Source organism: Arthrobacter sp. NPDC056886 (assembly GCF_042788715.1).
GTDB lineage: Bacteria > Actinomycetota > Actinomycetes > Actinomycetales > Micrococcaceae > Arthrobacter.
Genome location: NZ_JBHUBT010000002.1, coordinates 470,651 through 497,158, shown reverse-complemented (window position 1 = coordinate 497,158; position 26,508 = coordinate 470,651). Strand labels below are relative to the sequence as shown.

22 protein-coding genes and 1 tRNA gene are annotated in these 26,508 nt (G+C 67.2%); 17 read left to right on the top strand and 6 right to left on the bottom strand.

From position 1 onward, the window contains the following. Positions 1 to 14 precede the first annotated feature (14 nt). On the top strand, positions 15 to 269 hold the full coding sequence (locus ACFRJ8_RS05390) for a hypothetical protein (protein ID WP_377985118.1): 255 nt from the start codon (positions 15 to 17) through the stop codon (positions 267 to 269). Positions 270 to 426: 157 nt separating this feature from the next. Here the strand turns inward: ACFRJ8_RS05390 and ACFRJ8_RS05385 are convergent, their stop codons facing one another. Both ACFRJ8_RS05385 and ACFRJ8_RS05380 read right to left on the bottom strand, forming a co-directional pair. Then, the gene (locus tag ACFRJ8_RS05385) at positions 427 to 837 is read right to left on the bottom strand and encodes a ribonuclease E inhibitor RraB (RefSeq protein ID WP_377985117.1); all 411 of its coding nucleotides are present in this window, start codon (positions 835 to 837) and stop codon (positions 427 to 429) included. 9 nt (positions 838 to 846) lie between these two features. Beyond that, positions 847 to 1,086 (bottom strand): hypothetical protein, encoded by a 240-nt coding sequence (locus tag ACFRJ8_RS05380; protein WP_377985116.1) that lies wholly within the window; start codon positions 1,084 to 1,086, stop codon positions 847 to 849. A gap of 25 nt (positions 1,087 to 1,111) precedes the next feature. On the opposite strand from ACFRJ8_RS05380, the gene ACFRJ8_RS05375 reads away from it, so the two are divergent. Beyond that, positions 1,112 to 1,831 carry an ATP-binding cassette domain-containing protein gene (locus ACFRJ8_RS05375; protein ID WP_377985115.1) on the top strand — a complete coding sequence of 240 codons (720 nt, stop codon included), beginning with the start codon at positions 1,112 to 1,114 and terminating at the stop codon, positions 1,829 to 1,831. 205 nt (positions 1,832 to 2,036) lie between these two features. Here the strand turns inward: ACFRJ8_RS05375 and ACFRJ8_RS05370 are convergent. The 3 genes from ACFRJ8_RS05370 to ACFRJ8_RS05360 all read right to left on the bottom strand — a co-directional run bounded on the left by ACFRJ8_RS05370 (position 2,037) and on the right by ACFRJ8_RS05360 (position 4,435). Further along, a tRNA-Lys gene (locus ACFRJ8_RS05370) sits at positions 2,037 to 2,112 on the bottom strand. A 116-nt stretch (positions 2,113 to 2,228) separates the two neighbouring features. Continuing rightward, positions 2,229 to 3,380 (bottom strand): PQQ-dependent sugar dehydrogenase, encoded by a 1,152-nt coding sequence (locus ACFRJ8_RS05365; RefSeq protein ID WP_377985114.1) that lies wholly within the window; start codon positions 3,378 to 3,380, stop codon positions 2,229 to 2,231. A gap of 41 nt (positions 3,381 to 3,421) precedes the next feature. Beyond that, positions 3,422 to 4,435 carry a hypothetical protein gene (locus ACFRJ8_RS05360; protein WP_377985113.1) on the bottom strand — a complete coding sequence of 338 codons (1,014 nt, stop codon included), beginning with the start codon at positions 4,433 to 4,435 and terminating at the stop codon, positions 3,422 to 3,424. 184 nt (positions 4,436 to 4,619) lie between these two features. Between ACFRJ8_RS05360 and ACFRJ8_RS05355 the strand changes: the two genes are divergently transcribed. From ACFRJ8_RS05355 to ACFRJ8_RS05285, 15 genes are all read left to right on the top strand, one after another. Continuing rightward, on the top strand, positions 4,620 to 5,558 hold the full coding sequence (locus tag ACFRJ8_RS05355; RefSeq protein ID WP_377985112.1) for a LysR family transcriptional regulator: 939 nt from the start codon (positions 4,620 to 4,622) through the stop codon (positions 5,556 to 5,558). Between the two features lie 129 nt (positions 5,559 to 5,687). Then, a complete protein-coding gene (gene ilvD / locus ACFRJ8_RS05350) occupies positions 5,688 to 7,409 on the top strand; it encodes a dihydroxy-acid dehydratase (RefSeq protein WP_377985111.1) in 1,722 nt (573 codons plus the stop codon). 452 nt (positions 7,410 to 7,861) lie between these two features. After that, positions 7,862 to 9,760 carry an acetolactate synthase large subunit gene (locus ACFRJ8_RS05345; protein ID WP_377985110.1) on the top strand — a complete coding sequence of 633 codons (1,899 nt, stop codon included), beginning with the start codon at positions 7,862 to 7,864 and terminating at the stop codon, positions 9,758 to 9,760. A 2-nt stretch (positions 9,761 to 9,762) separates the two neighbouring features. Then, positions 9,763 to 10,275 (top strand): acetolactate synthase small subunit, encoded by a 513-nt coding sequence (ilvN, locus tag ACFRJ8_RS05340; RefSeq protein ID WP_069952167.1) that lies wholly within the window; start codon positions 9,763 to 9,765, stop codon positions 10,273 to 10,275. A gap of 86 nt (positions 10,276 to 10,361) precedes the next feature. Next, positions 10,362 to 11,387, top strand: coding sequence for a ketol-acid reductoisomerase (gene ilvC / locus ACFRJ8_RS05335; RefSeq protein ID WP_377985109.1), 1,026 nt, complete (start codon positions 10,362 to 10,364; stop codon positions 11,385 to 11,387). A gap of 136 nt (positions 11,388 to 11,523) precedes the next feature. Beyond that, positions 11,524 to 13,119, top strand: coding sequence for a phosphoglycerate dehydrogenase (gene serA / locus ACFRJ8_RS05330; RefSeq protein WP_377985108.1), 1,596 nt, complete (start codon positions 11,524 to 11,526; stop codon positions 13,117 to 13,119). Between the two features lie 205 nt (positions 13,120 to 13,324). Beyond that, a complete protein-coding gene (locus tag ACFRJ8_RS05325) occupies positions 13,325 to 16,111 on the top strand; it encodes an ABC transporter permease (RefSeq protein ID WP_377985107.1) in 2,787 nt (928 codons plus the stop codon). Then, positions 16,108 to 16,875, top strand: a complete 768-nt coding sequence (locus tag ACFRJ8_RS05320; RefSeq protein ID WP_377985106.1) for an ABC transporter ATP-binding protein — start codon at positions 16,108 to 16,110, stop codon at positions 16,873 to 16,875. The genes ACFRJ8_RS05325 and ACFRJ8_RS05320 overlap by 4 nt, the downstream gene beginning before the upstream one ends. A 9-nt stretch (positions 16,876 to 16,884) precedes the next feature. Next, entirely contained in the window at positions 16,885 to 18,444 is a 1,560-nt protein-coding gene (gene metG / locus ACFRJ8_RS05315; RefSeq protein ID WP_377985105.1) for a methionine--tRNA ligase, read from the top strand. A 127-nt stretch (positions 18,445 to 18,571) separates the two neighbouring features. Next, a complete protein-coding gene (locus ACFRJ8_RS05310; protein ID WP_377985104.1) occupies positions 18,572 to 19,624 on the top strand; it encodes a 3-isopropylmalate dehydrogenase in 1,053 nt (350 codons plus the stop codon). Between the two features lie 163 nt (positions 19,625 to 19,787). Next, positions 19,788 to 20,900: a branched-chain amino acid aminotransferase gene (locus ACFRJ8_RS05305; protein ID WP_377985103.1), complete on the top strand. Its 1,113-nt coding sequence runs from the start codon at positions 19,788 to 19,790 to the stop codon at positions 20,898 to 20,900. A gap of 175 nt (positions 20,901 to 21,075) precedes the next feature. Next, positions 21,076 to 21,861: an MBL fold metallo-hydrolase gene (locus tag ACFRJ8_RS05300; RefSeq protein ID WP_377985102.1), complete on the top strand. Its 786-nt coding sequence runs from the start codon at positions 21,076 to 21,078 to the stop codon at positions 21,859 to 21,861. A 62-nt stretch (positions 21,862 to 21,923) separates the two neighbouring features. Then, positions 21,924 to 22,700, top strand: a complete 777-nt coding sequence (locus ACFRJ8_RS05295; RefSeq protein WP_377985101.1) for a fumarylacetoacetate hydrolase family protein — start codon at positions 21,924 to 21,926, stop codon at positions 22,698 to 22,700. 142 nt (positions 22,701 to 22,842) lie between these two features. Beyond that, positions 22,843 to 24,378, top strand: a complete 1,536-nt coding sequence (gene gltX / locus ACFRJ8_RS05290; protein WP_377985100.1) for a glutamate--tRNA ligase — start codon at positions 22,843 to 22,845, stop codon at positions 24,376 to 24,378. Position 24,379: 1 nt separating this feature from the next. Further along, entirely contained in the window at positions 24,380 to 25,093 is a 714-nt protein-coding gene (locus ACFRJ8_RS05285; protein ID WP_377985099.1) for an HAD family hydrolase, read from the top strand. 27 nt (positions 25,094 to 25,120) lie between these two features. Here the strand turns inward: ACFRJ8_RS05285 and ACFRJ8_RS05280 are convergent, their stop codons facing one another. Continuing rightward, positions 25,121 to 26,506 carry a hypothetical protein gene (locus ACFRJ8_RS05280; RefSeq protein ID WP_377985098.1) on the bottom strand — a complete coding sequence of 462 codons (1,386 nt, stop codon included), beginning with the start codon at positions 26,504 to 26,506 and terminating at the stop codon, positions 25,121 to 25,123. Positions 26,507 to 26,508 lie beyond the last annotated feature (2 nt).

The following is a 26,508-nucleotide window of genomic DNA, read 5'->3' as shown; positions in this document are numbered from 1 at the left end:
GAATGGAGCCGCGGATGACTCGCGGCTCCTGGAAGTTCGGAGCCTGGTCCGCCGGTGGACAGAGCGTGGTCAGTGCATTGCTCGCCCTCAACAACCTGTGGTCCGAAAAGGGATTCGACGCCGTATCCTTCTGGATCTACACGGCCTGGTTCGCGGTTAGCATGGCGCAATTCCTGTATCTGCTCCGGGTCCGAAGAAGCGACGCACCATTCTGGGACGAGGAGGAAGCCCGCCGGGCCGACTGGGACCGTCGGGGAAGGCAGCTGTAGCCCCGGCGCCGGAATACAGGCCCCGGTGCACCTGCTTGCATCCCGCTCGGTCTGCTTGCGTGGAGGCATGACTGAGAAGCCGCGTACGACGGAGGCGATGATGGAGAGGACCCTCCCGTGCCTGAGGGCTTCACGGAGCGCTGATTTGCTTGCACCTTTACTGCCGCGGGCCCAGAAGCCCCTGCAGGGCCCGTCGGATTCGGCTGCTGCCCTGCCGCGGGTGAGGCACTAGAACCGACTCGACCGGGGCACCCCAGCCGTCGTACTCGCCGCCGTGGCGATCAAAGATCGCGAGGACTTCGCCTGTAAATGCACGGACTGCATCCGGATCGACGGTGCTGATATTTTGGGCTTCGACCAGGATTTCGCCTTCCCCGGACACGGTCGTGAGGTACCCGGCGGACGTTAGCTCTGCGCAGGCCGCGGATGCCCCCTCGAGGTCGGGGAAAACTCCGCTGTGATCCACCGGCCTGGCAACATCGAGAGCATCGTTCAGGTCCGCCCTCTGCCGCAACTGCTCTGCCGATAGCCTGGCCTGGTGGGCGACCTTGTCAGAAAAGTCCGTCATGGCCACAGTCTAAGGGGAGCGCGCCGGGCGGGCGTCACGAGGGAGGTTCGCCCCACCACGGCTCCGTGACCAGGGCCAGAACACGACGACCTGCAGATCGGCCGTCAGGGCTGCCAGGACCGGCGTGGACGGTTCCACTTCTCCCGCTGCCTCGCGGCTGTCCCCGAGCCACTTGTGCCCGACGGTCGCCGCGACCTCGGGCGTAATGGCTGTGTCGGCGGCTGAGGAGACGTAGGCCGCAGGGGCCATGTATGGAGCCTGCAAGAATGGGCGCATGTCCCTGCACGACTATCCGATCCGACGACTGACGGAGGATCCACGCAACGTTTTGGACCGTCGGATCTGGCCGGCCTCCCTGGCTCCCGTCGCCCAGGTCCTCGACCAAGGACTCGATCTGACATCCGCCACCATCTTGGTCGGCGAAAACGGGTCCGGTAAATCCACGCTTGTGGAGGCCATCGCCTTGGCCTACGGCTTGTCGCCGGAAGGGGGATCAACTGGGGCGCGGCACACCACCAGGTCCACGGAATCTGAGCTTTCCTATCACCTCCACCTGCTCCGGAACGCCGGCACCACCAGGCGGGGCTACTTTCTGCGCGCCGAAACCATGCACGGCTTTTTCACCTATCTCGAGGAAAACCCGAGCAGGACCGGGGACATCCCATTCCATGACATGTCACATGGCGAGTCGTTCCTGGAGTTGGCCGTGGATCGCTTTCGGGGGGACGGATTGTGGGTGCTCGATGAACCCGAATCCGCGTTGTCCTTCAACGGATGCCTTACCCTCCTCGCCGTCTTGAAGGACCTTTTGGCCGCGGGTAACTCGCAGGTCATCATGTCTACGCATTCGCCCGTGCTGGCAGCCCTGCCTGGGGCGCAGATCCTGGAAGCCGGACCTTGGGGTCTACGGCCTCGGGCATGGTCAGACCTGGAAATGGTCACGAACATGCGATCGTTCCTTGAGGCACCCGAGCGCTACCTTCGCCACCTCTAATGCCGAGACCCTCGCGAACTGGCGCTCAAGTCATCCCGATACTGGGACCCGTCCTGCCAATGCATGGGGCGCCTCGCGGACTATGGGCGAGATAGTACTTCTGTTCCAGGGGCCGCGGGAACCCGGGGGAGGGGACGCTACTTTCGCCAACAAAAAAGAAACCCCGTCCCGCTGGCCGCTAGGCCTGCAGGACGGGGTTTCTCTGTGGTGCACCCCCCGGGACTCGAACCCGGAACCCATTGATTAAGAGTCAATTGCTCTGCCAGTTGAGCTAGAGGTGCAGCTGCTGTTTCGTTCCCCGCGGGCTTTTTATTTCCCGCGTTGTTCTCCGCAACGACATGAAACTCTACACGAGATTGGCTGTCGTGTGAAATCGAGGGGTGCGGGTCGGTTGCAGCTAGCCATGAAGGTCCAAAATCAGCGCGAAATCAGGGTTTTGTCCGTTGCTGAGGAGCCATAGCCGGCCGTCAGGAGCCAGTGAAACGTTGCGCACCCGCCCGTACTTTCCCGTGAAATAGCTCACAGGTTCTTCGGCGAATTCGCCCCGGAGGGGAACAACCCAGAGTCTCTGGCCGCGCAGGGCGCCCAGATAGGCGGTATTGCCGACAATTTCCAGTCCGCTGGGGGACGATTCCGCCGTCGACGGCCACACCACTTTGGCATCCAGAAAGCCGGAGCGGTGCGGGGCGCCTGTTACGTCCGGCCAGCCGTAGTTGCCGCCGGGCACGATCAGGTTGAGCTCGTCGTCGACGGTAGGGCCGAATTCGCTGGCCCACAGCCGGCCCGCGCTGTCCCAGGCCAACCCTTGGACGTTCCTGTGGCCGAGGCTGTAGACCGGGTTCTCGCCGAACGGGTTTCCCGGCGCCGGCCGGCCGTCGGCGGTGAGCCGGAGGATCTTTCCGCCCAATGCCGCTCTGTTTTGCGGCTGGTCGCGGCGCTGCGAGTCGCCCGTTCCCACGTAGAGGAAACCGTCGGGCCCGAAGCGGATCCGCCCGCCGTTGTGCGTGCCGGCCTTTGGAATCCCCGTGAAAACGGGCTGCAGGGCGCCCAGCTCTAGCCGGCCGCCGCGCTCCTCCAGCCGCATGCGGGCGATTCTGTTGTCCGCCGCCGCGGTGAAGTAGGCGTAGAGGTACCGGTCTTCGGCAAAGTTAGGGGAAAGGGCAAGGCCCAGGAGGCCACCTTCTCCGCCGGGTACGACGCCGGGCACCTTGCCGAGCGTACCCAGTTGGCCACCCTTGATGGTCCTGAGCAGTGCGGTGTCGCGCTCGGAAATGATGGCGGTGCCGTCGGGCAGGTAGACCGTGGACCACGGCAGGTGCAGCCCGTCTATGCGGCTGGCAACAGTGGGCTCACGCGGTGCGGCCGCTGGGCTTGCTGGGCCGGAACCGGTCGCGGTGCTCTCTCCGGACTGGACTACGGGCGAGGTTGGCCCGCCGCCGGTACAGGCGCCCAAGCACACCAGCGCAACGGCCAGGGCGGCGGCCCGGGCCGCCGCCCTGCGCAACGGGCGCCTGCCGACGAAGCGCCTGCCAAAGTAGCGGGGGAGCATCAAAGGACGGGATGAGATGGGACGCCGGCCTGGGCCGCCAGCTACTGCCGCGTCCGGCGCGGCGGCCGGAACCCGGCTGCCTCGGCGTGCGCTGCGGAGGCAAACCACACCTCCGCCTGCGTTTCTTCATACGCCGGGCTGGTCTCGTCGTGGTAGATCATGGACGAGGCATTGCCCTTGACAGTGAATCCAGCAGGGCCGCTTCCGTCGGCTGCCGGAGCCGCTGACCCCTCGCCGTAGGGCTGCTCAGTGGCCAGATGGCCGCTGGGCTCGGCCGTGTGGCTTGCAAAGGCCTCGGATGTCTCGGACGAGGCTGCCGTCTGCGTCGTTTCTGCGCCAGCGAGCGACGCGGGCTGCGACCCGGGGGCGGCCGCGGCAGGCATCGCAGTGCCTGTACCCGTGCCGGTGCCCGTGTCTTCGACGGCTTCGGCAGCTGCCGATTCCGCGCCGGGCAGGGTCGGCGCGTGGGGCTCGGTGTATTCGGCGTGGTGGACCGGATGGCCCGCCGCGGTTGCCGGTTCGGCTGCGGCACCAGGTTCCGCCGTCGCAGCGTGTGCGCCGTGGGCCGGTTCAGGATGGTCCGCTGGGGTATGCGTTTCCGCTGGCGGGGCGGTCTCGGACCACTGCGTCTCCCATTCAGCAGTGCCCGGGGTACCTGCTGCTTCCTGAGCCTCCGCGGCGGCCTGGGGCTCGGGCGTCGGGCCGGCTGTGGCAGCCGATGACTCGGGCGCCGCGGGGGCGGCTGCCGACTCCTGGGCAGGCGCGGCCGGCTCAGACGCTGTCCGCTCAGGAGCCTGCGTTGCGTCCGGTGCGGCCATCGCCGCGGCCCCGCCGGCGGTCGCTGCCGAACCTGCCGCCGCCGTCGGGCCGGCTGCCGAACCTGCCGCCGCCGTCGGACTGGCTGCTGCCGTCGGACCGGCCGAAGTGCCGGCAGAGGTGTCCTTGCTGGTGCCTGCGGCGGCATCTGCGCCCGGGCGGCTCTTGTTGCGGTTCAGCAGCCACCAGACCACAGCAACCACCACGATGATGACGACGAGCCAGACGATCCAGTCCATAGCAGAGCCTTTCTGTCCGAATTCAGCCCATGAGGCATGGTTGCCGATGCTTGACGGTACGTCCGCGCGGAGCCGGCTGTCCAGCCTCAAGACGGCCAAAACCGGGCATCCCTGGAACCCAGAGACGGCCCGCTAATCCGGCCCGAACCGAAATCAAACCCGGCCCGGCGTGTAGCCTCGCCTCATGGATTTCAAGCGACTGCAGATTCTGCGCGAACTCGCCGGCCGGGGGACCGTTGGCGCCACTGCCGAGGCCATGAAGGTCACGCCGTCGGCTGTGTCGCAGCAGCTGAAGACACTGCAGGAGGAACTGGGCGTAGTACTGGTGGAGAAGTCCGGCAGGGGAGTGCGGCTTACCGAGGCAGGGCTGGCCATGGCAGGGGCCGCCGCAGATGTCTCGACGGCCATGGCGCGGGCAGAAGCAACGATCGACACGTACCGAAGAGGCTGGCAGACGCGCGTGGTGGCGGCCTTCTTTCCCAGCGCCGCGGAGATGTTCCTGCCTGGCATGCTCCACCGGGTCAAGGCCGTGGAAGGGTTGCGGTTCGAAGCGCATTTCGAGGACCCGGGGGTTGCCGGGTTCGCCGGGCTGACCGCGGACTACGACATCGTCCTGGCGCACAGTGTGGATGGTCCGGAAGTCTTCGGCGGCCAGGGCCTGACGGTGGTGCCGCTGCTGGACGAACCGCTGGATGTGGCTCTGCCGGCAGGGCACGCTTTGGCCGCCAAGGCCACGCTGTGCGCCGAGGACGTCGTCGGCTTCCCGTGGATGGGAGTTCCCGAGGGCTTTCCCTTCGACACCGTGCTGCGCCAGATCGAGGTGCGGGCCGACTCGCAAGCCATCCGCGCCCAGCAGTTCCCGGATCTGCGCGTGCTGGAAGCCCTTGTCAGCGCCGGACATGGGCTCAGCTTGCTGCCGCGGTATACAGCGGTCAGCAACCAGGGCCGGGGGTTCGTCCTGCGGCCGCTCGAGGGGGTCAAGGCCAGCCGGAGCATCGTTGCGCTGGCCCGTCCGGACGTCGCTGCCCGGACCACCATCCAACAGGTCCTGGCCATGCTCAGGGCCGAAGCCCAGGGTGTCGCCGAAGCCACGGAACTACGTGACGCGGCTCACCGGTCCTGAGGAAAAACCGCCCCCTATTTCATGATGTGAGACGAGAGTCCACTATTTGATCGAAATATTCCCGGTTTTCCGCTTAACGCTCCGTTGTGGGGTCGTTGGGGTCTGCGGCGGAGCCCTAGACTTTGAGCCATGAGTCAGGACACCCAAACAGCAGCAGACACCAAGCCGGACATCAAGCCCCGCAGCCGGGTCGTTACCGATGGAATCCACGCAGCCCCCGCGCGCGGCATGTTCCGGGCGGTCGGCATGGGCGACGACGACTTCGCCAAGCCGCAGATCGGCGTGGCGAGCTCGTGGAACGAGATCACCCCCTGCAACCTTTCCCTGAACCGGCTGGCCCAGGGCGCCAAGGAAGGCGTCCACGCCGGCGGCGGGTTCCCCATGCAGTTCGGCACCATCTCGGTCTCCGACGGCATCTCCATGGGCCACGAGGGCATGCACTTCTCCCTGGTGTCCCGCGAAGTCATTGCCGACTCGGTCGAGACGGTCATGCAGGCCGAACGGATCGACGGCTCGGTGCTCCTGGCGGGCTGCGACAAGTCGCTGCCCGGCATGCTGATGGCCGCGGCCCGCCTGGACCTGGCCTCCGTGTTCCTCTACGCAGGCTCCATCATGCCCGGCTGGGTCAAGCTTGAGGACGGCTCCGAAAAGGAAGTCACCCTCATCGATGCGTTCGAAGCCGTCGGCGCCTGCGCCGCCGGCAAGATGAGCCTCGAGGACCTGACCCGCATCGAAAAAGCCATCTGCCCGGGCGAAGGCGCCTGTGGCGGCATGTACACGGCCAACACCATGGCCTGCATCGGCGAGGCCCTGGGCATGTCCCTGCCCGGCTCCGCCGCGCCGCCCTCCGCGGACCGCCGCCGCGACGAATTCGCCCGCAAGTCCGGCGAAGCAGTGGTCAACCTCCTGCGCCTGGGCATCACCGCCCGCGACATCATGACGAAGAAGGCGTTCGAGAACGCCATCGCCGTGACCATGGCATTCGGCGGCTCCACCAACGCCGTCCTGCACCTGCTCGCCATCGCCCGCGAAGCCGAAGTTGAGCTGACGCTCGATGACTTCAACCGGATCGGCGACAGGATCCCGCACCTCGGCGACCTGAAGCCGTTCGGCCGCTACGTCATGACCGACGTCGACAAGATCGGCGGCGTTCCGGTCATCATGCGCGCACTGCTCGACGCCGGGCTGCTGCACGGCGACTGCCTCACCGTCACCGGCAAAACGGTCGCCGAGAACCTCGCCGCGATCAACCCGCCGGACCTGGACGGCAAGATCCTCCGCGCCCTGGACAACCCAATCCACAAGACCGGCGGCATCACCATCCTGCACGGCTCGATGGCCCCGGAAGGCGCCGTCGTGAAGAGCGCCGGCTTCGACGCCGACGTCTTCGAGGGCACCGCCCGCGTCTTCGAGCGCGAGCAGGGCGCCCTGGACGCGCTGGACAACGGCAAGATCAAGGCCGGCGACGTCGTCGTCATCCGCTACGAAGGCCCCAAGGGCGGCCCCGGCATGCGTGAGATGCTCGCCATCACCGGCGCCATCAAGGGTGCGGGCCTCGGCAAGGACGTCCTGCTGCTGACCGACGGGCGGTTCTCCGGCGGAACCACGGGCCTGTGCATCGGCCACGTCGCGCCGGAAGCCGTCGACGGCGGCCCCATCGCGTTCGTCAAGGACGGTGACCGGATCCGCGTGGACATCGCGGCCCGAACCTTCGACCTGCTCGTTGACGAGGCCGAGCTTGAGACCCGCAAGGTCGGTTGGGAGCCGCTCCCGGCCAAGTTCACCAAGGGCGTCCTCGCCAAGTACGCCAAGCTCGTCCACAGCGCCTCCACCGGCGCGTACTGCGGGTAACGGGTAACGCCTTCCCGGAGTGTGCGGCGCTGGGCGCCGCCCACTCCGGGGCCCTCGGCGTTCCCCTTATTAAGCCTTGCCGCCTAATTGGGCGGCTCGCCGTACGGCGCCCAGGGCGAGGGGAATCCTACGAGGACCAACCAGTGGACAGTGTTGTCCAGATAGTGAGACAGGGGCCGGGCTCGTTGACACCTGTCTCACTCAGAGGGAAAACTGAACGCATGATCGAGATCGTTACCGCCGGAGCCGCTGCAGTTGAGAGCACTGCAGATGTTTCCGTCGTACTTACCAAGCGCGTGGCTCATTAGCCTTCACTGGTAACGAACCGTCACGCGCAACCCCTCGAAGAGCCCGCCGGCTGAGGGGTTTTTTTATTTCCCGCACCACCAGCCGTACCACCAGCACCACACAGAAGTTCCATGATCACCGAAGATCCACAAAGGAAGAGTCCGATGAGCAAAGGATCGCCGATCAGCCCCTCGCTGATGGCCACCAAGTCCACTGGAGCCCACAAGGCTCCGGAACGCGTCGAACGTCCGGCTGACGCCGGCGTCGACTCTGCTGCCGTCTCTCCTGTCCTCGGACCGAACAACGTCGTACCCCCGACGGTCATGACCGGTTCGCAAGCAATTGTCCGCTCGCTCGAAGAACTCGGCGTCCAGGACATTTTCGGTTTGCCCGGTGGCGCGATCCTGCCCACCTATGACCCCTTGATGGCCTCCAAAATGAACCACGTTTTGGTCCGTCACGAACAGGGAGCCGGCCACGCCGCGCAAGGCTACGCCATGGTCACCGGACGGGTTGGCGTCTGCATCGCCACCTCAGGCCCCGGCGCCACCAACCTCGTTACCGCCATCATGGATGCCCACATGGACTCCGTGCCGATAGTGGCCATCACGGGCCAGGTCTCCAGCGGTGTGATCGGCACCGACGCATTCCAGGAAGCGGACATCGTCGGTATCACCATGCCGATCACGAAGCACTCCTTCCTGGTCACAGACCCCAACGACATCCCGCATGTGATGGCCGAGGCCTTCCATCTGGCCTCCACCGGACGCCCGGGCCCCGTCCTGGTGGACGTCGCCAAGGACGCCCAGCAGGGCCAGATGACGTTCTCCTGGCCGCCCAAGGTCGATCTCCCGGGGTACCGGCCGGTGGTGCGCGGCCACAACAAGCAGGTCCGCGAGGCCGCACGGCTCATTTCCGGTGCCAGCAAGCCCGTGCTCTACGTCGGCGGCGGAGTGGTCAAGGCCCACGCCTCGGCCGAGCTGCGCGAACTCGCTGAGCTGACCGGCGCTCCCGTGGTGACCACCCTGATGGCCCGGGGCGTTTTCCCGGACTCGCACCCGCAGCACGTGGGCATGCCGGGCATGCACGGCACGGTGTCCGCCGTGACCGCCCTGCAGCAGTCCGACCTGCTGATCACCCTCGGCGCACGGTTCGATGACCGGGTGACCGGCATCCTGAAGTCCTTTGCCCCGAACGCCAAGGTCATCCACGCCGACATCGATCCGGCGGAAATCTCCAAGAACCGCACGGCCGATGTCCCGATCGTTGGCTCGGTCAAGGAGATCATCCCGGAGTTGACCGAGGCCCTGCGCCTGCAGTTCGAGGCCTTCGGCACCCCGGACCTGGCCACCTGGTGGGCCTTCCTTAACAACCTCAAGGAAACCTACCCGCTGGGTTGGACCGAGCCCGACGACGGGCTCAGCGCCCCCCAGCGCGTCATCGAACGCATCGGCGCCCTGACCGGACCCGAGGGCGTCTTTGTCGCCGGCGTCGGGCAGCACCAGATGTGGGCCTCGCAGTTCATCAAGTACGAGCGCCCGCACGCCTGGCTCAACTCCGGCGGCGCCGGCACCATGGGTTACGCCGTGCCGGCGGCCATGGGTGCCAAGGTGGGCGAGCCGGACCGCGTGGTCTGGGCGATCGACGGCGACGGCTGCTTCCAGATGACCAACCAGGAACTGGCCACCTGCGCGATTAACAAGATCCCCATCAAGGTCGCCATCATCAACAACTCCTCCCTCGGCATGGTCCGGCAGTGGCAGACCCTCTTCTACGAGGGCCGCTACTCCAATACCGACCTCAACACCGGACACGACACGGTCCGCATTCCGGACTTCGTCAAGCTGGCGGACGCCTACGGCTGCGCTTCCTTCCGGTGCGAACGCGACGAGGACATCGACGCCACCATCCAGAAGGCACTGGAGATCAATGACCGCCCGGTGGTCATCGACTTCGTCGTGAGCCCCAACTCGATGGTGTGGCCGATGGTCCCCGCCGGGGTCAGCAACGACCAGATCCAGGTTGCCCGCAACATGACCCCGGAATGGGAAGAGGAGGACTGAACATGACCCGCCACACATTGTCCGTTCTGGTCGAAGACAAGCCCGGTGTGCTGACCCGCGTCGCCAGCCTCTTCGCCCGCCGGGCCTTCAACATCAATTCCCTGGCCGTCGGCCCCACCGAAGTCCCGGGCATGTCCCGGATGACCGTGGTGGTCGACGCCGATGGCGAGCTGATCGAACAGATCACGAAGCAGCTGAACAAGCTGGTCAACGTGATCAAGATCGTGGAGCTCACCTCAGAATCTTCCGTACAGCGCGACCACATCCTGGTCAAGGTACGTGCGGATGCCGCAACACGCCTGCAGGTAACCCAGGCTGCAGACCTGTTCCGCGCTTCAGTGGTCGACGTCTCCACAGAGTCGGTGGTCATTGAGGCAACGGGCCACCCCGAGAAGCTCACGGCATTGTTGTCAGTGCTTGAGCCTTTCGGCATCCGCGAAATCGTGCAGTCCGGCACCTTGGCCGTTGGGCGGGGATCCCGCTCCATGAGTGACAGGGCCCTACGCAGCGCGTAAAGAAACTGCGCAGCGCAGGCGCCCCGTTGTACCGCAGCACCACAGACAATATCTACGAAGAAATCCACTCAAAAGGAGACACCCCAGTGACTGAAATGTTCTACGACGACGACGCCGACCTGTCGATCATCCAGGGCCGCACTGTCGCCGTCATCGGTTACGGCTCCCAGGGCCACGCCCACGCCCTCAGCCTGCGCGATTCCGGCGTTGACGTCCGCGTCGGCCTGAAGGAAGGCTCGAAGTCCCGTGCCAAGGCGGAGGCCGAGGGCCTGCGCGTCCTGAACGTTGCCGAGGCCGTCGCCGAGGCCGACCTCATCATGGTTCTCACGCCGGACCAGGTCCAGCGCCACGTCTACGCCGAGGACATCGCCCCGAACCTGCAGCCGGGCGACGCCCTGTTCTTCGGCCACGGCTTCAACATCCGCTACGGCTACATCCAGCCCCCGGCCGACGTCGACGTCGCCCTCGTTGCCCCCAAGGGCCCGGGCCACATCGTGCGCCGCGAGTTCGAAGCCGGCCGCGGCGTGCCGGACCTGATCGCCGTCGAGCAGAACCCGTCCGGCAAGGCCAAGGAACTGGCCCTGTCCTACGCCAAGGCGATCGGCGGCACCCGTGCGGGCGTCATCGAGACCACCTTCACCGAAGAGACCGAAACCGACCTCTTCGGCGAGCAGGCTGTCCTCTGCGGCGGCGCCTCGCAGCTGATCCAGTACGGCTTCGAGACCCTCACCGAGGCCGGCTACAAGCCCGAGGTCGCCTACTTCGAGGTCCTGCACGAGCTCAAGCTGATCGTCGACCTCATGGTCGAGGGCGGCATCGCCAAGCAGCGCTGGAGCGTCTCCGACACCGCGGAATACGGCGACTACGTCTCCGGCCCGCGCGTCATCACCCCGCAGGTGAAGGAAAACATGAAGGCTGTCCTGGCGGACATCCAGGACGGCACCTTCGCCAAGCGCTTCATCGATGACCAGGACGCCGGCGCGCCGGAGTTCAAGGCACTGCGCAAGAAGGGTGAGGACCACCCGATCGAGGCCACCGGCCGCGAACTGCGCAAGCTGTTCTCCTGGATCAAGAACGAGGACGACTACACCGAAGGTTCAGTCGCCCGCTAGGCATTGCCCGGCAGGGGAGCCGGACACCATAACCTGGGGTCCGGCTTCCCTGCTGTCCAGCACCACCCGCATCACCAGCACCACCCGATTCACCAAAATCCCCACCAGATACACAAGAGAGCTAAAGAGGTCACCGGTGACAAGCACCAAACCTGTAGTACTCCTCGCTGAGGAACTTTCACCTGCCACAGTCGAGGCCCTCGGCCCGGACTTTGAAATCCGCCAGACTGACGGCTCCGACCGTTCCCAGCTGCTCTCCGCGATCGCCGACGTCGACGCGATCCTGGTCCGCTCCGCCACCCAGCTGGACGCCGAGGCCATCTCCGCCGCCAAGAACCTCAAGGTGATCGCCCGTGCCGGCGTGGGCCTGGACAATGTCGACATCAAGGCGGCCACGCAGGCCGGCGTCATGGTGGTCAACGCGCCGACCTCGAACATCGTCTCCGCCGCGGAACTGACTGTCGGCCACATCCTCAGCCTCGCCCGCCACATCCCGCAGGCCAGCTCTGCCCTCAAGGACGGGGAGTGGAAGCGCTCCAAGTACACCGGCATCGAGCTCTTCGAGAAGAAGATCGGCATCATCGGCCTGGGCCGGATCGGCGCCCTGGTGGCAGCCCGCCTGAAGGGCTTCGACACCAAGATCCTCGCGTACGACCCCTACATCACCTCCGCCCGGGCCGCCCAGCTCGGCGTCCAGCTGGTGACGCTCGACGAGCTCCTTGCGCAGTCGGACTTCATCACCATCCACATGCCCAAGACCCCGGAAACCGTCGGCATGCTCGGCGCGGACGCCTTCAAGAAGATGAAGAGCACGGCGTACGTCATCAACGTCGCCCGCGGCGGCCTGGTGGACGAGGAAGCCCTCTACACCGCGCTGCAGGCCGGTGACATCGCCGGCGCCGGCATCGACGTGTTCCATAAGGAACCCAGCACCGACCTGCCGTTCTTCAAGCTCGACAACGTCGTGGTGACCCCGCACCTGGGCGCCTCCACCGACGAGGCCCAGGAGAAGGCCGGCGTTTCCGTCGCCAAGTCCGTCCGCCTGGCACTGGCCGGCGAACTGGTCCCCGACGCCGTCAACGTCGCCGGCGGCGTCATCGCACCGGACGTCCGCCCCGGCATCCCGCTGATCGAAAAGCTGGGCCGCATCTTCACCGCGCTGACCCACGCGTCCCTAACACAGTTCGACGTCGAGGTGGCGGGGGAGATCTCCTCGCTGGACGTCAAGGTCCTGGAACTCGCGGCGCTTAAGGGCATCTTCGCCGACGTCGTGACCGAGCAGGTCTCCTACGTCAACGCCCCCGTGATCGCCGAGCAGCGCGGCATCAACGTCCGCCTCATCACCACTCCGGACACCGAGTCGTACCGCAACGTCCTGACCCTGCGCGGCGCCCTCAGCGACGGCAGCCAGATCTCCGTCGCCGGAACCCTGACGGGCCCGAAGCAGATCCAGAAACTGGTCGGCGTCAACGGCTACGAGGTGGAGATCCCGATCAGCGAACACCTCGTGGTGGTTGCCTACTCGGACCGCCCCGGCGTGATCGGCACGATCGGCCACATCCTGGGCATGAACAACATCAACATCGCCGGCATGCAGGTGGCGCGCCAGGCAGAGGGCGGCCAGGTGCTGGCCCTGCTGACCATCGACAGCTCCGTTCCCCAGCAGGTCCTTGATGCGATCAAGGCCGGGATCGGCGCTGACATGGTCCGTGAGGTTGACCTCGAGGACTGAAATCCTCCCCGCAGGGCGCCGGCGGCGGCATGACCGCCGCCGGCGGCCATAAGCGGCCGGCCGGTCTGCGTACAATGGCTAGGACCGAATTTCGGGTCTTGGCCGGCAGACCGGCCTTTACTTTTGCACGCCCGGCACGGGACGCCTTCACTTCCGCAGGAAATGAACTGCGGCGTGCGCACGCAATCCAGCTTTCAGGAGCCCAATGAACGCCGTCCAGAGGTTCATCAGAAGCAGAGTGCTTCTGTTGACCGCGTCCATTTTGATCGTCGCCATGTGCCTGTCCGTGCTCGTCCAGGGTCAGTCCCAGGCGGCGCTGAACAGGACCGTGGATCAAAACTCCCGGGGCCTCTATGACGTCCTGGTCCAGGCCAAGGCCGATGACAACGGCGGCCTGATGCAGCCGGACATCGCCACCGGCCAGGGCGGCATCAGCTTCGAGCAGCTGGATTCGATCCGCAAGCTCTCTGGCACCTCCGTGGCGGCACCCATCAGCCTGGTCTCGCGCGTGACGCAGAACCTGGAATCGCCGCGGCTGGACGCCACCGACTACCTCGGCTTCAACGCGGGCCTCGCGGGCACGTCCGGCGACCCGACCGCCACGGACCCGAGCAAGTGGCCGGCAGCGGAATCGGTGCTGAACGACACGCCGAAAAAATACCGCCTCACCGCCAGCGCCGTCAGCTCCGACGGCCACTCCGACCAGACCCTGTTCAAGACCACGGCAGAAGGCTCCCTCGGCAAGGCGAAGCTCGTCGAAGAGCAGGTTGAAGGCGGCAAGAACGTCCGCATCCAGGGCCCGGACGGCGAGACGGGCATCAAGTTCCCCACCCCGGCCGGCGGCTCCGAACACAATCTCTTCAACCTCTCCGTCTCCCTTCCCATGGCGCCGCAGGTGACCGAGTCCGTCGTCGCCGTCGACCCCGTCTCCGAACGCGCCCTGCTCGGCGGAGCCGGCGACTTCCTGGCCCCGTTGGAAAAGGCCCCGCCCGCGGACGCCCGCAACGCCGGCGCGATCGGCCGGCACTTCGAGAGCCTCTTCACCAACGGCATCTCTATGGAACAACTCAAGGAAGGCCCGGACTTCCTCGGCGTCAAGCTCAAGTACTGGGCACCGCTGATGACCCAGTACCAGCAGGCCAAGCGCGACGGCCAGCTCACCGCCGATTCGCAGGCCATCCCGCTGATCGTTCGCTCAGGGACCGCCCTGGACCTGAAGTACTCGGTCAAGATCGAGGAAATCGACGGCTCCGGCAACGTCACCAAGGACGTCGGCACCGTGACCCGCTCGCTGGACAAGGACTACCTGCCGTTCGTGTCGAAGTCCCCGTTCGCACTCGCCTGGCCCGGGTCCAAGGACCTCTCCCAGCTCATGGGTGACACCGGGTCCTTCAGCCAGGGCCTCTACAACCCCGCCACCTGGAGCACCAACTTTGCCGCCGCCCCGGCATACAAGGACGGCGAAGCCGCCGCCAACGGCGCCGTGGACAAGAGCGCCACCCCCGGTGACTGGGTCACTGTGAACCGCCTCCCGGACAAGGCCGCCAACGGCGCCGCCGTCGACCAGACCCAGCGCGACCCCGTGGACGAGCGCTCCTACCGGCAGAACCTCGAGACCGGCAAGAAGCTGGCCACGCCGCTGGCCATGGTCTACGGCACCTTCGACGCCGCAAACGTCAAGGACGCCGCCGGCGACGTCAACCGGCTGCCGCTGGGCGGCTACGACCCCGCGCCGTTCACCCTGACCAAGGACGCGTCCGGCACGGACGTCAACACCGAACTCAAGCCCTCGCTGAGCGCCACGGGACTGGTCAGCCAGTCCGCCGGTGCCATCACCGACTACTACGGCCTCGCGGCCGCCCGCGGCTATGAGAAGAACGCCTCCGTGATCGACGCCGTCCGCGTCCGCGCCAACGTTCCGGGCAGCTGGAAGCAGGCGCAGCCCGAGGTGGAAAAACTCGCGAACGAGATCCGCGACATGGGCCTGCAGGCCACCGTCGTGGCCGGTTCGGCCCGCGAAGACGCCAACATCGCCGTTCCCGGCTACTCGAAGGACGGCGCCGGCAAGGAATCTCCGCTGGGCACCGTGCAGCAGTCGTGGGTCCGCCAGGACGCCGCTGACGCCGTTTCCGGCTCCCTGACCGGCACGAACCTGACCCTGCTGTTCCTGACCCTCTGCGGCGCCGCCCTCCTGACCGGCGCCTCCACCGTCAGCTACATCCGCAAACGGCGCAGCGAGGCCGGAACCCTGCGTGCCATGGGCTGGACCCAGCGCAAGATCCGCTCCTGGGTGCTGGCCGAATTCGGCGTCGGCGCCGCGCTGCTGGCCGTCGTCGGCGTCGCCCTGAGCCTGATCACCTGGAGCGCCGCCACCGCGGTGGTCTCGGCGTCGGTCCTGGTGCTGTACGTGGGTGCGGCGTTCGTCGCGGCGCAGCAACTGCGCCACCGCGACGAAGTGGACCAGGAGCCGCAACACGATGAACGGCTCATTGCGGTCGATTCCCCGCTGACCTTCGCCAACCGGCAGCTGAGCACCAACAAGTTCAACACCATCTCGCTGGCCGTTGCAGTCGGTGTCTTCGGCGCGGCCGTCGGCGGACTGGTCGCCCTGCTGATCGACATTCCCCGGGCCGCCGGCGCCAGCGCCCTCGGCGGGCTGGCCGCGGCCAGCATCGCGCTCCCGAGCATCATCCTGGGCGTGTCCGGCGTTGCCGTCGGGCTGCTGCTGACCATGGTCACCGGGCGCTTCGAGCTGCAGGCCAAGCGCCAGTACCTCGGTACGCTGCGGGCCATGGGCTGGAACCCGGACATGCTGGGCCAGGTCCGACTATTTGAGAACGCCATGGTGGGAGCCGTCGCGCTGCCCCTCGGCATCGTGGGCGCCCTCGGGGTCGGCCTCCTTCTCGCCCCCTATGCCGCGCTGTGGGCCGCAATTGCCGGTCTCGTGGCTGTACTTTGCTGGATTCCGATTGCAACGAAAGTGGTCCAATGACTAACGAGCTGAACCTTGACCGGGAGGCACACGACCGGATGACCGCCAGCACCCGTCGCGGTGCGCACAAGACCCGCGCCAACACGATCGTGAAGGCCGCGGACCACGCCACGCCACTGGAACTGAGCAACATCACCATCCACTACGGCGGCGGCAAGGGCGGTGCCGAGGCCGTCAACGTCGTGGACGACTTCAACATGACGCTGCACGCCGGCGAAATGCACTGCGTCGCCGGCCGCTCCGGCTCGGGCAAGACAAGCATCCTGACCGTCGGCGCGGGACTGACCCTGCCGACGTCGGGCCGGGTGTTCTGGGAAGGCGACTCGCTCGAGACCATGGGCGACGACGAGATCGCCGACCGCCGCCGTGCCCTGATCGGCTACGTTGACCAGGGCGGCGCCCTGATCGACGGGATGAGCGCGCTGGAGAACGTCCTGCTGCCGGCCGTGCCCGACGGCGAGGTGGAGAAGCGCCGCGACATGGCCAAGGATCTCCTGGACCTCGTAGGCCTGGGCCGGCGCATGCGCCACCGCCCGGCGCAGCTCTCCGGCGGTGAACGCCAGCGCGTGGCGATCGCCCGCGCGCTCATCCTCGGCACCCGCGTCCTGGTGGTCGACGAACCCACGGCCAGCCTGGACCGTGCCGCGGCCAACCGCATCATCAGCATCCTCAAGGACACCACCTCGGACGGCATTGCCGTGCTGGTCGCTTCACATGACCACGAACTGGTCCGCCAGAGCGATACCCTCACAGAACTGATCTAGATTTAGACCGTGACTTCAACTGATAAGACCCCGTTCTACATCACCACGGCCATCACGTACCCCAACGGGGTGCCGCACATCGGCCATGCGTACGAGTACATCGCCACCGATGCGATGGCCCGGTTCAAGCGCCTGGACGGTTACGACGTCTTCTTCCTGACCGGAACCGACGAGCACGGCATGAAGATCGCCCAGACGGCCGAGAAGGAAGGCGTCACGCCCAAGGAACTGGTGGACCGGAACGCCGAGATCTACAAAGGGGCGCACGCCGCCCTGGGCGTCTCGTACGACCGCTTCATTCGCACCACCGACGCCGACCACTACGCGGCGTCGCAGGCCATCTGGAAGAAGATGGAGGCCAACGGGGACATCTACCTGTCCAAGTACGAGGGCTGGTATTCGGTCCGCGACGAGGCGTTTTACGTTGAGGACGACACCGTGGTCAAGGACGACGGCATCCGCTACTCGCGCGAATCGGACACCGAGGTGACCTGGACGGCCGAGGAGAGCTACTTCTTCCGGCTTTCCGCCTATCAGGATAAACTGCTGGCGCTCTACGAGGCCCACCCCGAATTCGGCGCCCCGCAGTCCCGCTTCAACGAGGTCATCAGCTTCGTCAGGCGCGGGCTGGAGGACCTGTCCATCAGCCGCACCACGTTCGACTGGGGTGTTCCCGTGCCCGGCAACGACAAGCACGTCATGTACGTGTGGGTCGACGCGCTGACCAACTACCTGACCGGCGTCGGCTACCCGGACGTCGACTCGGAATCCTTCAAGAAGTTCTGGCCGGCCGACGTGCACGTGATCGGCAAGGACATCTCCCGCTTCCACGCCATCTACTGGCCGGCGTTCCTCATGAGCGCAGGACTTGAGCTGCCCAAGCGGATCATGATCCACGGCTTCCTGCAGAACAACGGCGTCAAGATGTCCAAGTCGCTGGGCAACGTGGTGGCGCCCGCGGACTTCGTGGCCCAGTACGGCCTGGACCAGGTGCGCTACTTCTTCCTGCGCGAGGTCCCCTTCGGCGCGGACGGCAACTACAACCACGAGGCAATCGTGGGCCGGATGAACTCCGACCTCGCCAACAACTTCGGCAACCTGGCCCAGCGGTCGCTGTCCATGGTGGCCAAGAACTGCGAGGGCCGGGTGCCTGCGCCGGGCACGTTCACCGCCGAGGACACCGCGCTGCTCAGCCAGGCCAACGGGCTGCTGGATGCCGCCCGGGCCGCGTTTGAAAAGCAGGAGTTCAGCCGCGCATTGGAGGCGATTTGGGCTGTCCTGGGGGACACCAACGCCTACTTCGCCGAGCAGGCCCCGTGGGTGCTGCGCAAGACCGACGTCGAACGCATGAACACGGTGCTCTACGTGACGCTCGAGGTGCTGCGGATCGTCGCGATCTTGGCCCAGCCGGTCATGCCGACCGCGACGGCGGCCATCCTGCACACGCTTGGCCAGCCAGAGGGCGAGGCGCGCCAGTTCAGGGCCCTGGAGACCCCGATCGTCGCCGGCACCGAACTGCCCGCCCCGGCCCCGGCGTTCCCGAAGTACGAGGAACCCGCGGAGGCCTGAGCCCGCGAAGTGAATGACGCTCCCGTACCTTCCGAAAGGAAGCTGCGGGAGCGTCATTTTTTTCTGCGGGCGATCGAATAGTGAGACGACTTGACCAGAATGTGGGACTCTTGGCTACGCTGAAAACATGAGCGCATCCACGATTGATCTGGCAGTCATCCCGGGCGACGGCATTGGTCCGGAGGTCACGGCCGAAGCCCTGAAGGTCCTTGAGAAGGCAGCGGCCGCCGAGGGGATCGTGCTCCAGCAGACCCACTACAAGCTGGGCGCGGAGCACTGGCTCGAGACGGGGGAGACCCTGCCCGCGGCCACCCTCGCCGATCTCCGCACGCGCGACGCCATCTTGTTCGGCGCCGTCGGGGCGGCCCCCGGCGATACCCGGATCCCCTCCGGCGTCATCGAGCGCGAACTCCTGCTCAAGCTGCGCTTCAGCCTGGACCACTTCGTCAACCTGCGGCCCTCCCGCCTCTACGCCGGCGTCGGCAGCCCGCTCGCCAACCCCGGCAAGATCGATTTCATCGTGGTCCGCGAGGGCACCGAAGGGCCCTACGTCGGCAACGGCGGCACGCTGCGCGCCGGCACCCCCCACGAGGTGGCCACCGAAGTCTCCCTGAACACGGCCCACGGTGTGGAGCGTGTGGTCCGCGACGCGTTCCGCCGGGCCAACGACCGCCCCCGCAAGAAGCTCACGCTGGTGCACAAGCACAACGTCCTGGTCTTCGCCGGCCAGCTCTGGAAGCGCACGGTCGAAGCCGTGGCCCAGGAGTTCCCCGAGGTCACCCACGACTACCTTCACGTTGACGCCGCCACGATCTTCATGGTCACCGATCCGGCCCGGTTCGACGTGATCGTCACCGACAACCTGTTCGGGGACATCATCACCGACCTCGCGGCGGCCGTGACCGGCGGGATCGGCCTCGCCGCCTCCGCCAACCTCAACATGGACCGTACCGCGCCGTCCATGTTCGAACCGGTCCACGGGTCCGCCCCGGACATCGCCGGCCAGCAGAAGGCCGACCCCACCGCGGCCATCCTCTCCGCGGCGCTCCTGCTCGACCACCTCGGCTTTGGCACCGCCGCCCGGAAGATCGAGGCCGCCGTGACTGCCGACGTCGAGGCCCGCGACGGCGCCGTCCGCACCACCAGCGCGGTGGGCGACGCCATCGCGGCGGCGCTGTAAGCCCGCTGTAGGTCCCGCGCTGTAGGTTGCGCTGTACGGTGCCCTGCGGGCGCCGCAAAACCCCGCTGCCAACGGGCGTAAGCTTGTTTCGAATCACCAATATGCTGCCGTGGTCCGAGGGTGAACCACGTTCCCACACCAGGCAGCCGATCGTGGAGGAACCATGACTCAGACTGCCCATGGCGTCGAATTCACCCAGCACCTGTCGGAGACCCCGAAGTCTGCTGAAGAGCGTGCAGCCATCCTGGCAAACCCGGGATTCGGCGACTATTTCACCGACCACACCGCGGTTGTCGACTACACCGTCGACGCCGCAGGCAACGGTGGCTGGCACGACGCTCGGGTTGAGCCTTACGGCCCGATTTCCCTGGACCCCTCCGCCGCAGTGCTGCACTACGGCCAGGAGATCTTCGAGGGCCTCAAGGCCTACCGCCACGCCGACGGCTCGATCTGGACGTTCCGGGCCGAGGCCAACGCTGCCCGGCTGAACCGGTCCGCCCGGCGCCTGGCACTGCCCGAACTCCCGGAAGAGTACTTCCTCGGCGCCATCCGCGAACTCGTCGCGGCGGACAAGGACTGGGTGCCCTCCGGCGACGGCGAAGCCCTGTACCTGCGGCCCTTCATGATCGCCACCGAGGCGTTCCTGGGCGTGCGGGCCGCGCGCGAGGTTTCCTTCCGCGTGATCGCCTCCCCGGCCGGCAACTACTTCGGCGGCGAACTCAAGCCCGTCTCCATCTGGATCTCGCGTGAATACGCCCGCGCCGGCCGCGGCGGAACAGGCGCCGCCAAGTGCGGCGGCAACTACGCCGCCTCGCTGATCGCCCAGCAGGAGGCTGAGGCGCACGGCTGCAAGCAGGTCCTCTTCCTGGACCAGTTCAACGACAACGCCGTCGAGGAACTCGGCGGCATGAACGTCTTCTTCGTCATGAAGGACGGCTCGCTCGTCACCCCCGCGCTGTCCGGAACCATCCTGGAAGGGATCACCCGGATGTCCGTGATGCAGGTGGCCCGGGACATGGGCCGCGAAGTTACCGAACGCAAGATCACTCTGGACGAGTGGCGCGACGGCGTTGCCTCCGGGGACATTGCCGAGGTCTTCGCCTGCGGTACCGCCGCGGTCATCACCCCGATCGGCGTGCTCAAGGACGCCACCGAGTTCATCGGCGCCGAAGACGCCACGGCGGGGGAGACCACCCTGGCCATCCGCGCCCAGCTGCTTGGGATCCAGACCGGCACCGTGGAGGACACCCACGGCTGGCTGACCCGCCTCGCCTAACCCCTAGCTTCACAGCGCCGGGACCACCGGCACGACGGCGGCCCCCACCTTCCGGTGGCGGCCGCCGTCGGCGTCTGCAGCCGCCGGGGTGCAGTACAGGAGGTCCAGTGCAAAGGGCGTTCAGCGCAGGGACGGGTTTCAGCGCGAGAATAGGGTTCGGTGCAAGGATGGGACCGTGACCACCGAGAATTCCCACGACATTGTCCGCAGCAGTGAGCTGACCCGGTTCCGCCTCGCGCCGAACCCGGGCCCCATGAGCCTGGCCGGAACCAACTCCTACCTCATTGCCGGCCCGGGTGCGGCGGGCAGGGTTGTTGTGGACCCCGGGCCCCTCGACGAGCCGCACCTGCAGGCGCTGGCCGGCGACGGACCGGTCGAGCTCATCCTGATCACGCACCGCCACGCCGACCACACCGCGGCCGCGGCGCGGTTTTCGGGGCTCACGGGCGCACCTGTCCGGGCCGCGGATCCCGCCTATTGCCACGGCGCACCCCCGCTGCGGGACGGCGAAACCGTCCGGGCGGCCGGAACGGACATCAGGGTCCTGGCGACGCCGGGCCACACCGCGGATTCGCTGTGCTTCCACCTGCCGCAGGACGGCCCGCACGGCTCGGTGCTGACCGGGGACACGATCCTGGGCTCCGGAACCACCGTGCTGGACTACCCCGACGGCACCCTCCGCGACTACCTTGACTCGCTGGACCGGCTCGAGCGCCTCGGGCCGGCCACGGTGCTGCCGGCCCACGGCCCGGTGCTGCCAGCTCTGGACGCCGTCGCCCGCGCCTACCGAGATCACCGTCAGGACCGGCTCGAGCAGATCCGGGCCGCCCTCGCGGCACTCGGTGACGATGCCGGCGTTGCTGCCGTCACGGACGCCGTGTACGCCGACGTCGATCCCTCCGTCCGCCGCGCCGCGGAGCTCTCCGTTGCGGCGCAGCTGGACTACCTGCGCAGGGCTTAACCACTTCCACAGCGGGAGCCGCTGAACCCGGGGCCGGGTGACGGGACGGTAGGGTAGGAACCATGCGTATCGCCCGGTTTGTAGTTGATTCTGATCCCCTCTACGGCATCGTGGAAGGTGAGCCCGGCAGTGAGGAAGTCACTGTCATCAAGGGCGACCCGTTCTTCCACGGCGTGGAACGAACCCCCATGAAGCACAAGCTGGAGGACGTCCGCCTGCTGGCGCCGATCATCCCGCGCAGCAAGGTCATCGGCGTCGGCCGCAACTTCGCGGAGCACGCCCGCGAACTCGGCAACGAGGTCCCGGCGCAGCCCTTGCTGTTCCTCAAGCCCAACACCTCCGTGATCGGGCCCAACGATCCCATTGTCCTGCCGGAGTTCTCCGAGGACGTCTCCTTCGAAGCCGAGCTGTGCGTCGTGATCGGCCGGATCTGCAAGGACGTGCCCGAGAACCGGGTGGACGACGTGATCTTCGGCTACACCTGCGGCAACGACCTCACCGCCCGCGACGTCCAGAAAACGGACCTGCAGTGGGCCCGGGCCAAGGGCTTCGACACCTCGGCACCGCTCGGGCCGTGGATCGAGACCGAACTCGACACCGAGGACCTGCAGATCCAGGGCCGGCTCAATGGCGAACTGCGCCAGGACGGCAGCACCAACCAGATGATCCGCGGCGTCCGGGAGCTCGTCTCCATCGTCTCGCAGGCCTTCACCCTGCTGCCCGGCGACGTCATCATGACCGGTACCCCGGCCGGCGTCGGCGCGGTAAAGGCCGGCGACCGCTACGAGGTCGAGATCGAGGGCATCGGACGCCTCTCCAACCCGGTGGTCCGCCGCTAAGCGCTCCGCCAGGACTTGCCAGCGCCGAGTTCGGACAGCCGCACCGTGGATCCGCAGTTCGGATCCACGGTGCGGCTGTCCTTTTGCGTAGCGGCATTCCGGGCAAGGGGCGATGGGAGAGATTGGTAATGTTGGTACCACTATGACTACTGCTTCCGCGTCCGACGCCGTTTCCAGCTCCGCCCTTGCTGCCCCCACCGGTGAAGTCACCGCTGACACCCCGGTCCGTGTCCGGTTCTGCCCCTCGCCCACGGGCACCCCGCACGTTGGCCTGATCCGCACCGCCCTGTTCAACTGGGCCCACGCCCGGCACACCAAGGGCACCTTTGTGTTCCGGATCGAGGACACGGACGCGGCCCGCGACTCGGAGAAAAGCTACCAGCAGCTGCTTGAAGCCCTCAAATGGCTCGGCATCACCTGGGAAGAAGGCGTGGAAGTCGGCGGCCCGCACGAGCCCTACCGCCAGTCGCAGCGGCTGGACCTGTACAAGGACGTCGTGGCCAAGCTGATCGACGCCGGCTACGCCTACGAGTGCTACTCCTCGCCGGACGAGGTGGAGGCCCGCCACCGGGCAGCCGGCCGCGACCCCAAACTGGGCTACGACAACTTCGACCGCGAGCTCTCCGAGGAACAGCTGGCCGCGTTCAAGGCCGAGGGCCGCCAGCCCGTGCTGCGCGTCCGCATGCCCGACGAGGACGTCACGTTCACGGACATGGTCCGCGGCGACATCACCTTCAAAGCCGGCAGCATCCCGGACTACGTCATTGTCCGCGCCGACGGATCCCCGCTCTACACCCTGGTCAACCCGGTGGACGACGCCCTGATGGGGATCACCCACGTGCTCCGCGGCGAGGACCTGCTCTCCTCCACGCCCCGCCAGGTGGTGCTGATCCGCGCCCTCATGGACATCGGCGTCGCCAGCTACATGCCCGTCTTCGGCCACCTGCCGTACGTCATGGGTGAGGGCAACAAGAAGCTCTCCAAGCGTGACCCCCAGTCCAACCTGTTCCTGCTCCGGGACCGCGGCTTCATCCCCGAGGGCCTGCTCAACTACCTGTCCCTGCTCGGCTGGAGCCTCTCCGCCGACGAGGACATCTTCACCGTCGATCAGCTGATCGAGCACTTCGACGTCAACGATGTGCTGGCCAACCCGGCCCGCTTCGACATCAAGAAGGCTGAGGCGATCAACGGCACCCACATCCGCATGCTCGGCGCTGAGGACTTCCGCGCCCGGCTGGTGCCCTACCTCCAGGCCGCCGGATTCGTGGGGGAGAGCCTCACGGCCCGCGAGGAGGAGATCCTGGCCGAGGCCGCCCCGCTGATCCAGGAGCGCATCTCGCTGCTGGGCGAGGCCCCCGAAATGCTCGCGTTCCTGTTCAAGGCCGATGACGCGATCGACGTCGCCGACGACGCCCGCAAGGGCCTGCCGGAGAACCTCACCGAGGTGCTCGACGCCGCCCTGTCCGCGCTGGAGCCCGTCGCTGACTGGACGGCCGAGAACATCCAGGCTGCCCTCAAGGAGGCCCTCGTGGAAGGCCTCGGCGTCAAGCCGCGCCTGGCGTTTGGCCCGGTCCGCACGGCCGTCTCGGGCCGGCGGATCTCACCGCCGCTGTTCGAATCCATGGTCATCCTGGGCAAGGACTCATCCCTGGCCCGCCTCCGCGCCTTCCGCGGCTGACATGCTGGCAGCGGGCCTGGGCGCAGGCGGTGTCCAAGGGATCCTGTTCGACATCGATGACACCCTGGTGGACCTCGAATTCGCCATGACGACGGCCCTCCGCGACGTCAGCGAGCACCTCCTGCCCGGCCTGGACGAGGCCGGGTGGGAGCGGTTCGGGCGGATCTTCACCCATGAGACCACCCACTTCTACGACCGCTACCTGGCCGGGGAGCTGACGTTCAATGAGCAGCGGCTGCTCCGCGGCCGGGCGGCGCTGGCGTACTTCGGCGTCGAACTGGCGGACGGCGAGCAGGCCCACCACTGGGTGAGTTCCTACGCCAGCCGCCAGCACGGCTACATCCGCGCGTTCGACGACGTCGGGCCGCTGCTGGACGCCCTGGACGCTGCCGGCATTCCCTACGGCGCCGTGAGCAACAACGTCCACGACTACCAGCGCGTGAAGCTGGACGCGGCCGGGCTGGAACGGATTGCCGTTCTGGTGGGCACCGATACCGTGGGCGTCGCAAAACCGGACCCGGCCATTTACCTCGAGGGTGTCCGGCGGATCGGTACCGGCCCCGGCCAAACCCTGTACGTCGGGGACAACCGGCTACTCGACGCGGAAGGCTCGACGGCGGCCGGCCTCCTCGGTGTCTGGCTGAACCGCGGCGGGGAGCCGGCCCCTGGCTTCGTGGGCCGCGAGGTCGGCTCCCTGCTGGACCTGCTGGCGTAGCCGGTCCGCAGGAACCGGCCCCAGAAGCTACCGGTGGCCGGCCTGCTTCTTCCGCAGCGACAGGAAGGCGCCAACGGAGCCAAGGACCAGGGCTGCGACGAGTCCGAATGCCGTTGCGGCGTCGGACTGCCGGAGCATACTGGTGGGCGAGACCGCGGCTGCTCCGGAATACAACGTGCCGGTGCCGTCGGCGATCCTGGCGTTGCCGTCCGCGAGTTTGTCCGCGCCCGTGGCCAGCTGGGAGGAGCCGGACGCCAGCTTGGTGTTGCCGGCCGATAGTTCTGAGGCCCCGGAAGCCAGAGCCCGGGAGCCGCCCAGCAGGCCGGGGTTGGCCGGATCGCCGGGATTTCCCTTGATGCCGGCGTTCAGCGCCACGGTTCCGTCGGCGAGCCGGGAGCTGCCCGCGGTCATCCGGGCGGCGGCCTTGAGCAGGCCCGGGTGCTCGGGATCGCCGGGGACACCGTCCATCCCGACCCGGATCTTGGAGGTGCCGTCGGCCAGAAGCCGGGTGCCCAGCACGACGCCCGGGCTGGCCGAGTCCTGGCTGTTGAGTTTTCCGGCCAGCGTGGCGAAGCCGGCCGTGAGCTTGCCCGTTCCCGCGTGCATCTGGCCGGCACCGTCCCGCAGCCGCTGCGCCCCGGCCTGCAGTCGGCTGGCGCCGGCGTCCAGCTTGTGCGCGCCAGCGGTGATCTTCGCGATCTTGTCCTTCACCACTGACAGCGGGACGAGACCCTGGACCGGATCATTCGCCGCGGCCTGCAGGAGTTCCATGGCTTGAGCCAGGGCGGCGGTCCCCGTCCCCGCTTCCGGATTGGCGTTGGCACCGCGATAGCCCTTGAGCTGGTCGGTGCCGTCCGCCAGTGCAACGCTTCCCGCGGCCAGTTGGGCTGCGCCACCGTCGAGCCGGGTGGCGCCGTCGGCGAGGTTGTTCTCGGCGTTGCCCGCCGGCGTCGGCGTCAGCGCGGCGGACAGCTGCACGGCCCCGGCTGCGAGCTTCTGCGCACCGTCGTCGACTTTGTAGACGCCTGGGGCAAGCTTGCCGGTGACATCAGTTTCGATCTTGACGGCGCCGCGGGCTAATTCCCCGGCGCCGGCCTGGAGTTTGTCCGCCCCGGGTGCCAGCTTGCTGCTGATGCCCGAGTAGATCTTTTCCGCCCCCACGGAAAGTTTGCCGGCACCGGTATCGGCCAGGCCGGCGCCGTTGGCGAGTTTCCCGGCGCCGTCCTCCAGCCGGCCGGCCCCGGCGGAAGCCTGGGCGGCCCCGTCCTTGAGCTTCGCTGAACCGTCGGTGATCCGGCCTGTGACGAGGGTATAGAACCCCAGCAGGGCGATCAGCAGCAGTGCCAGGGTGGCGATGGCGAATTGTTGCGCTCTGGTCCGGGACTTGCTGGCGGCGGCACGACTCTGTGGCACAG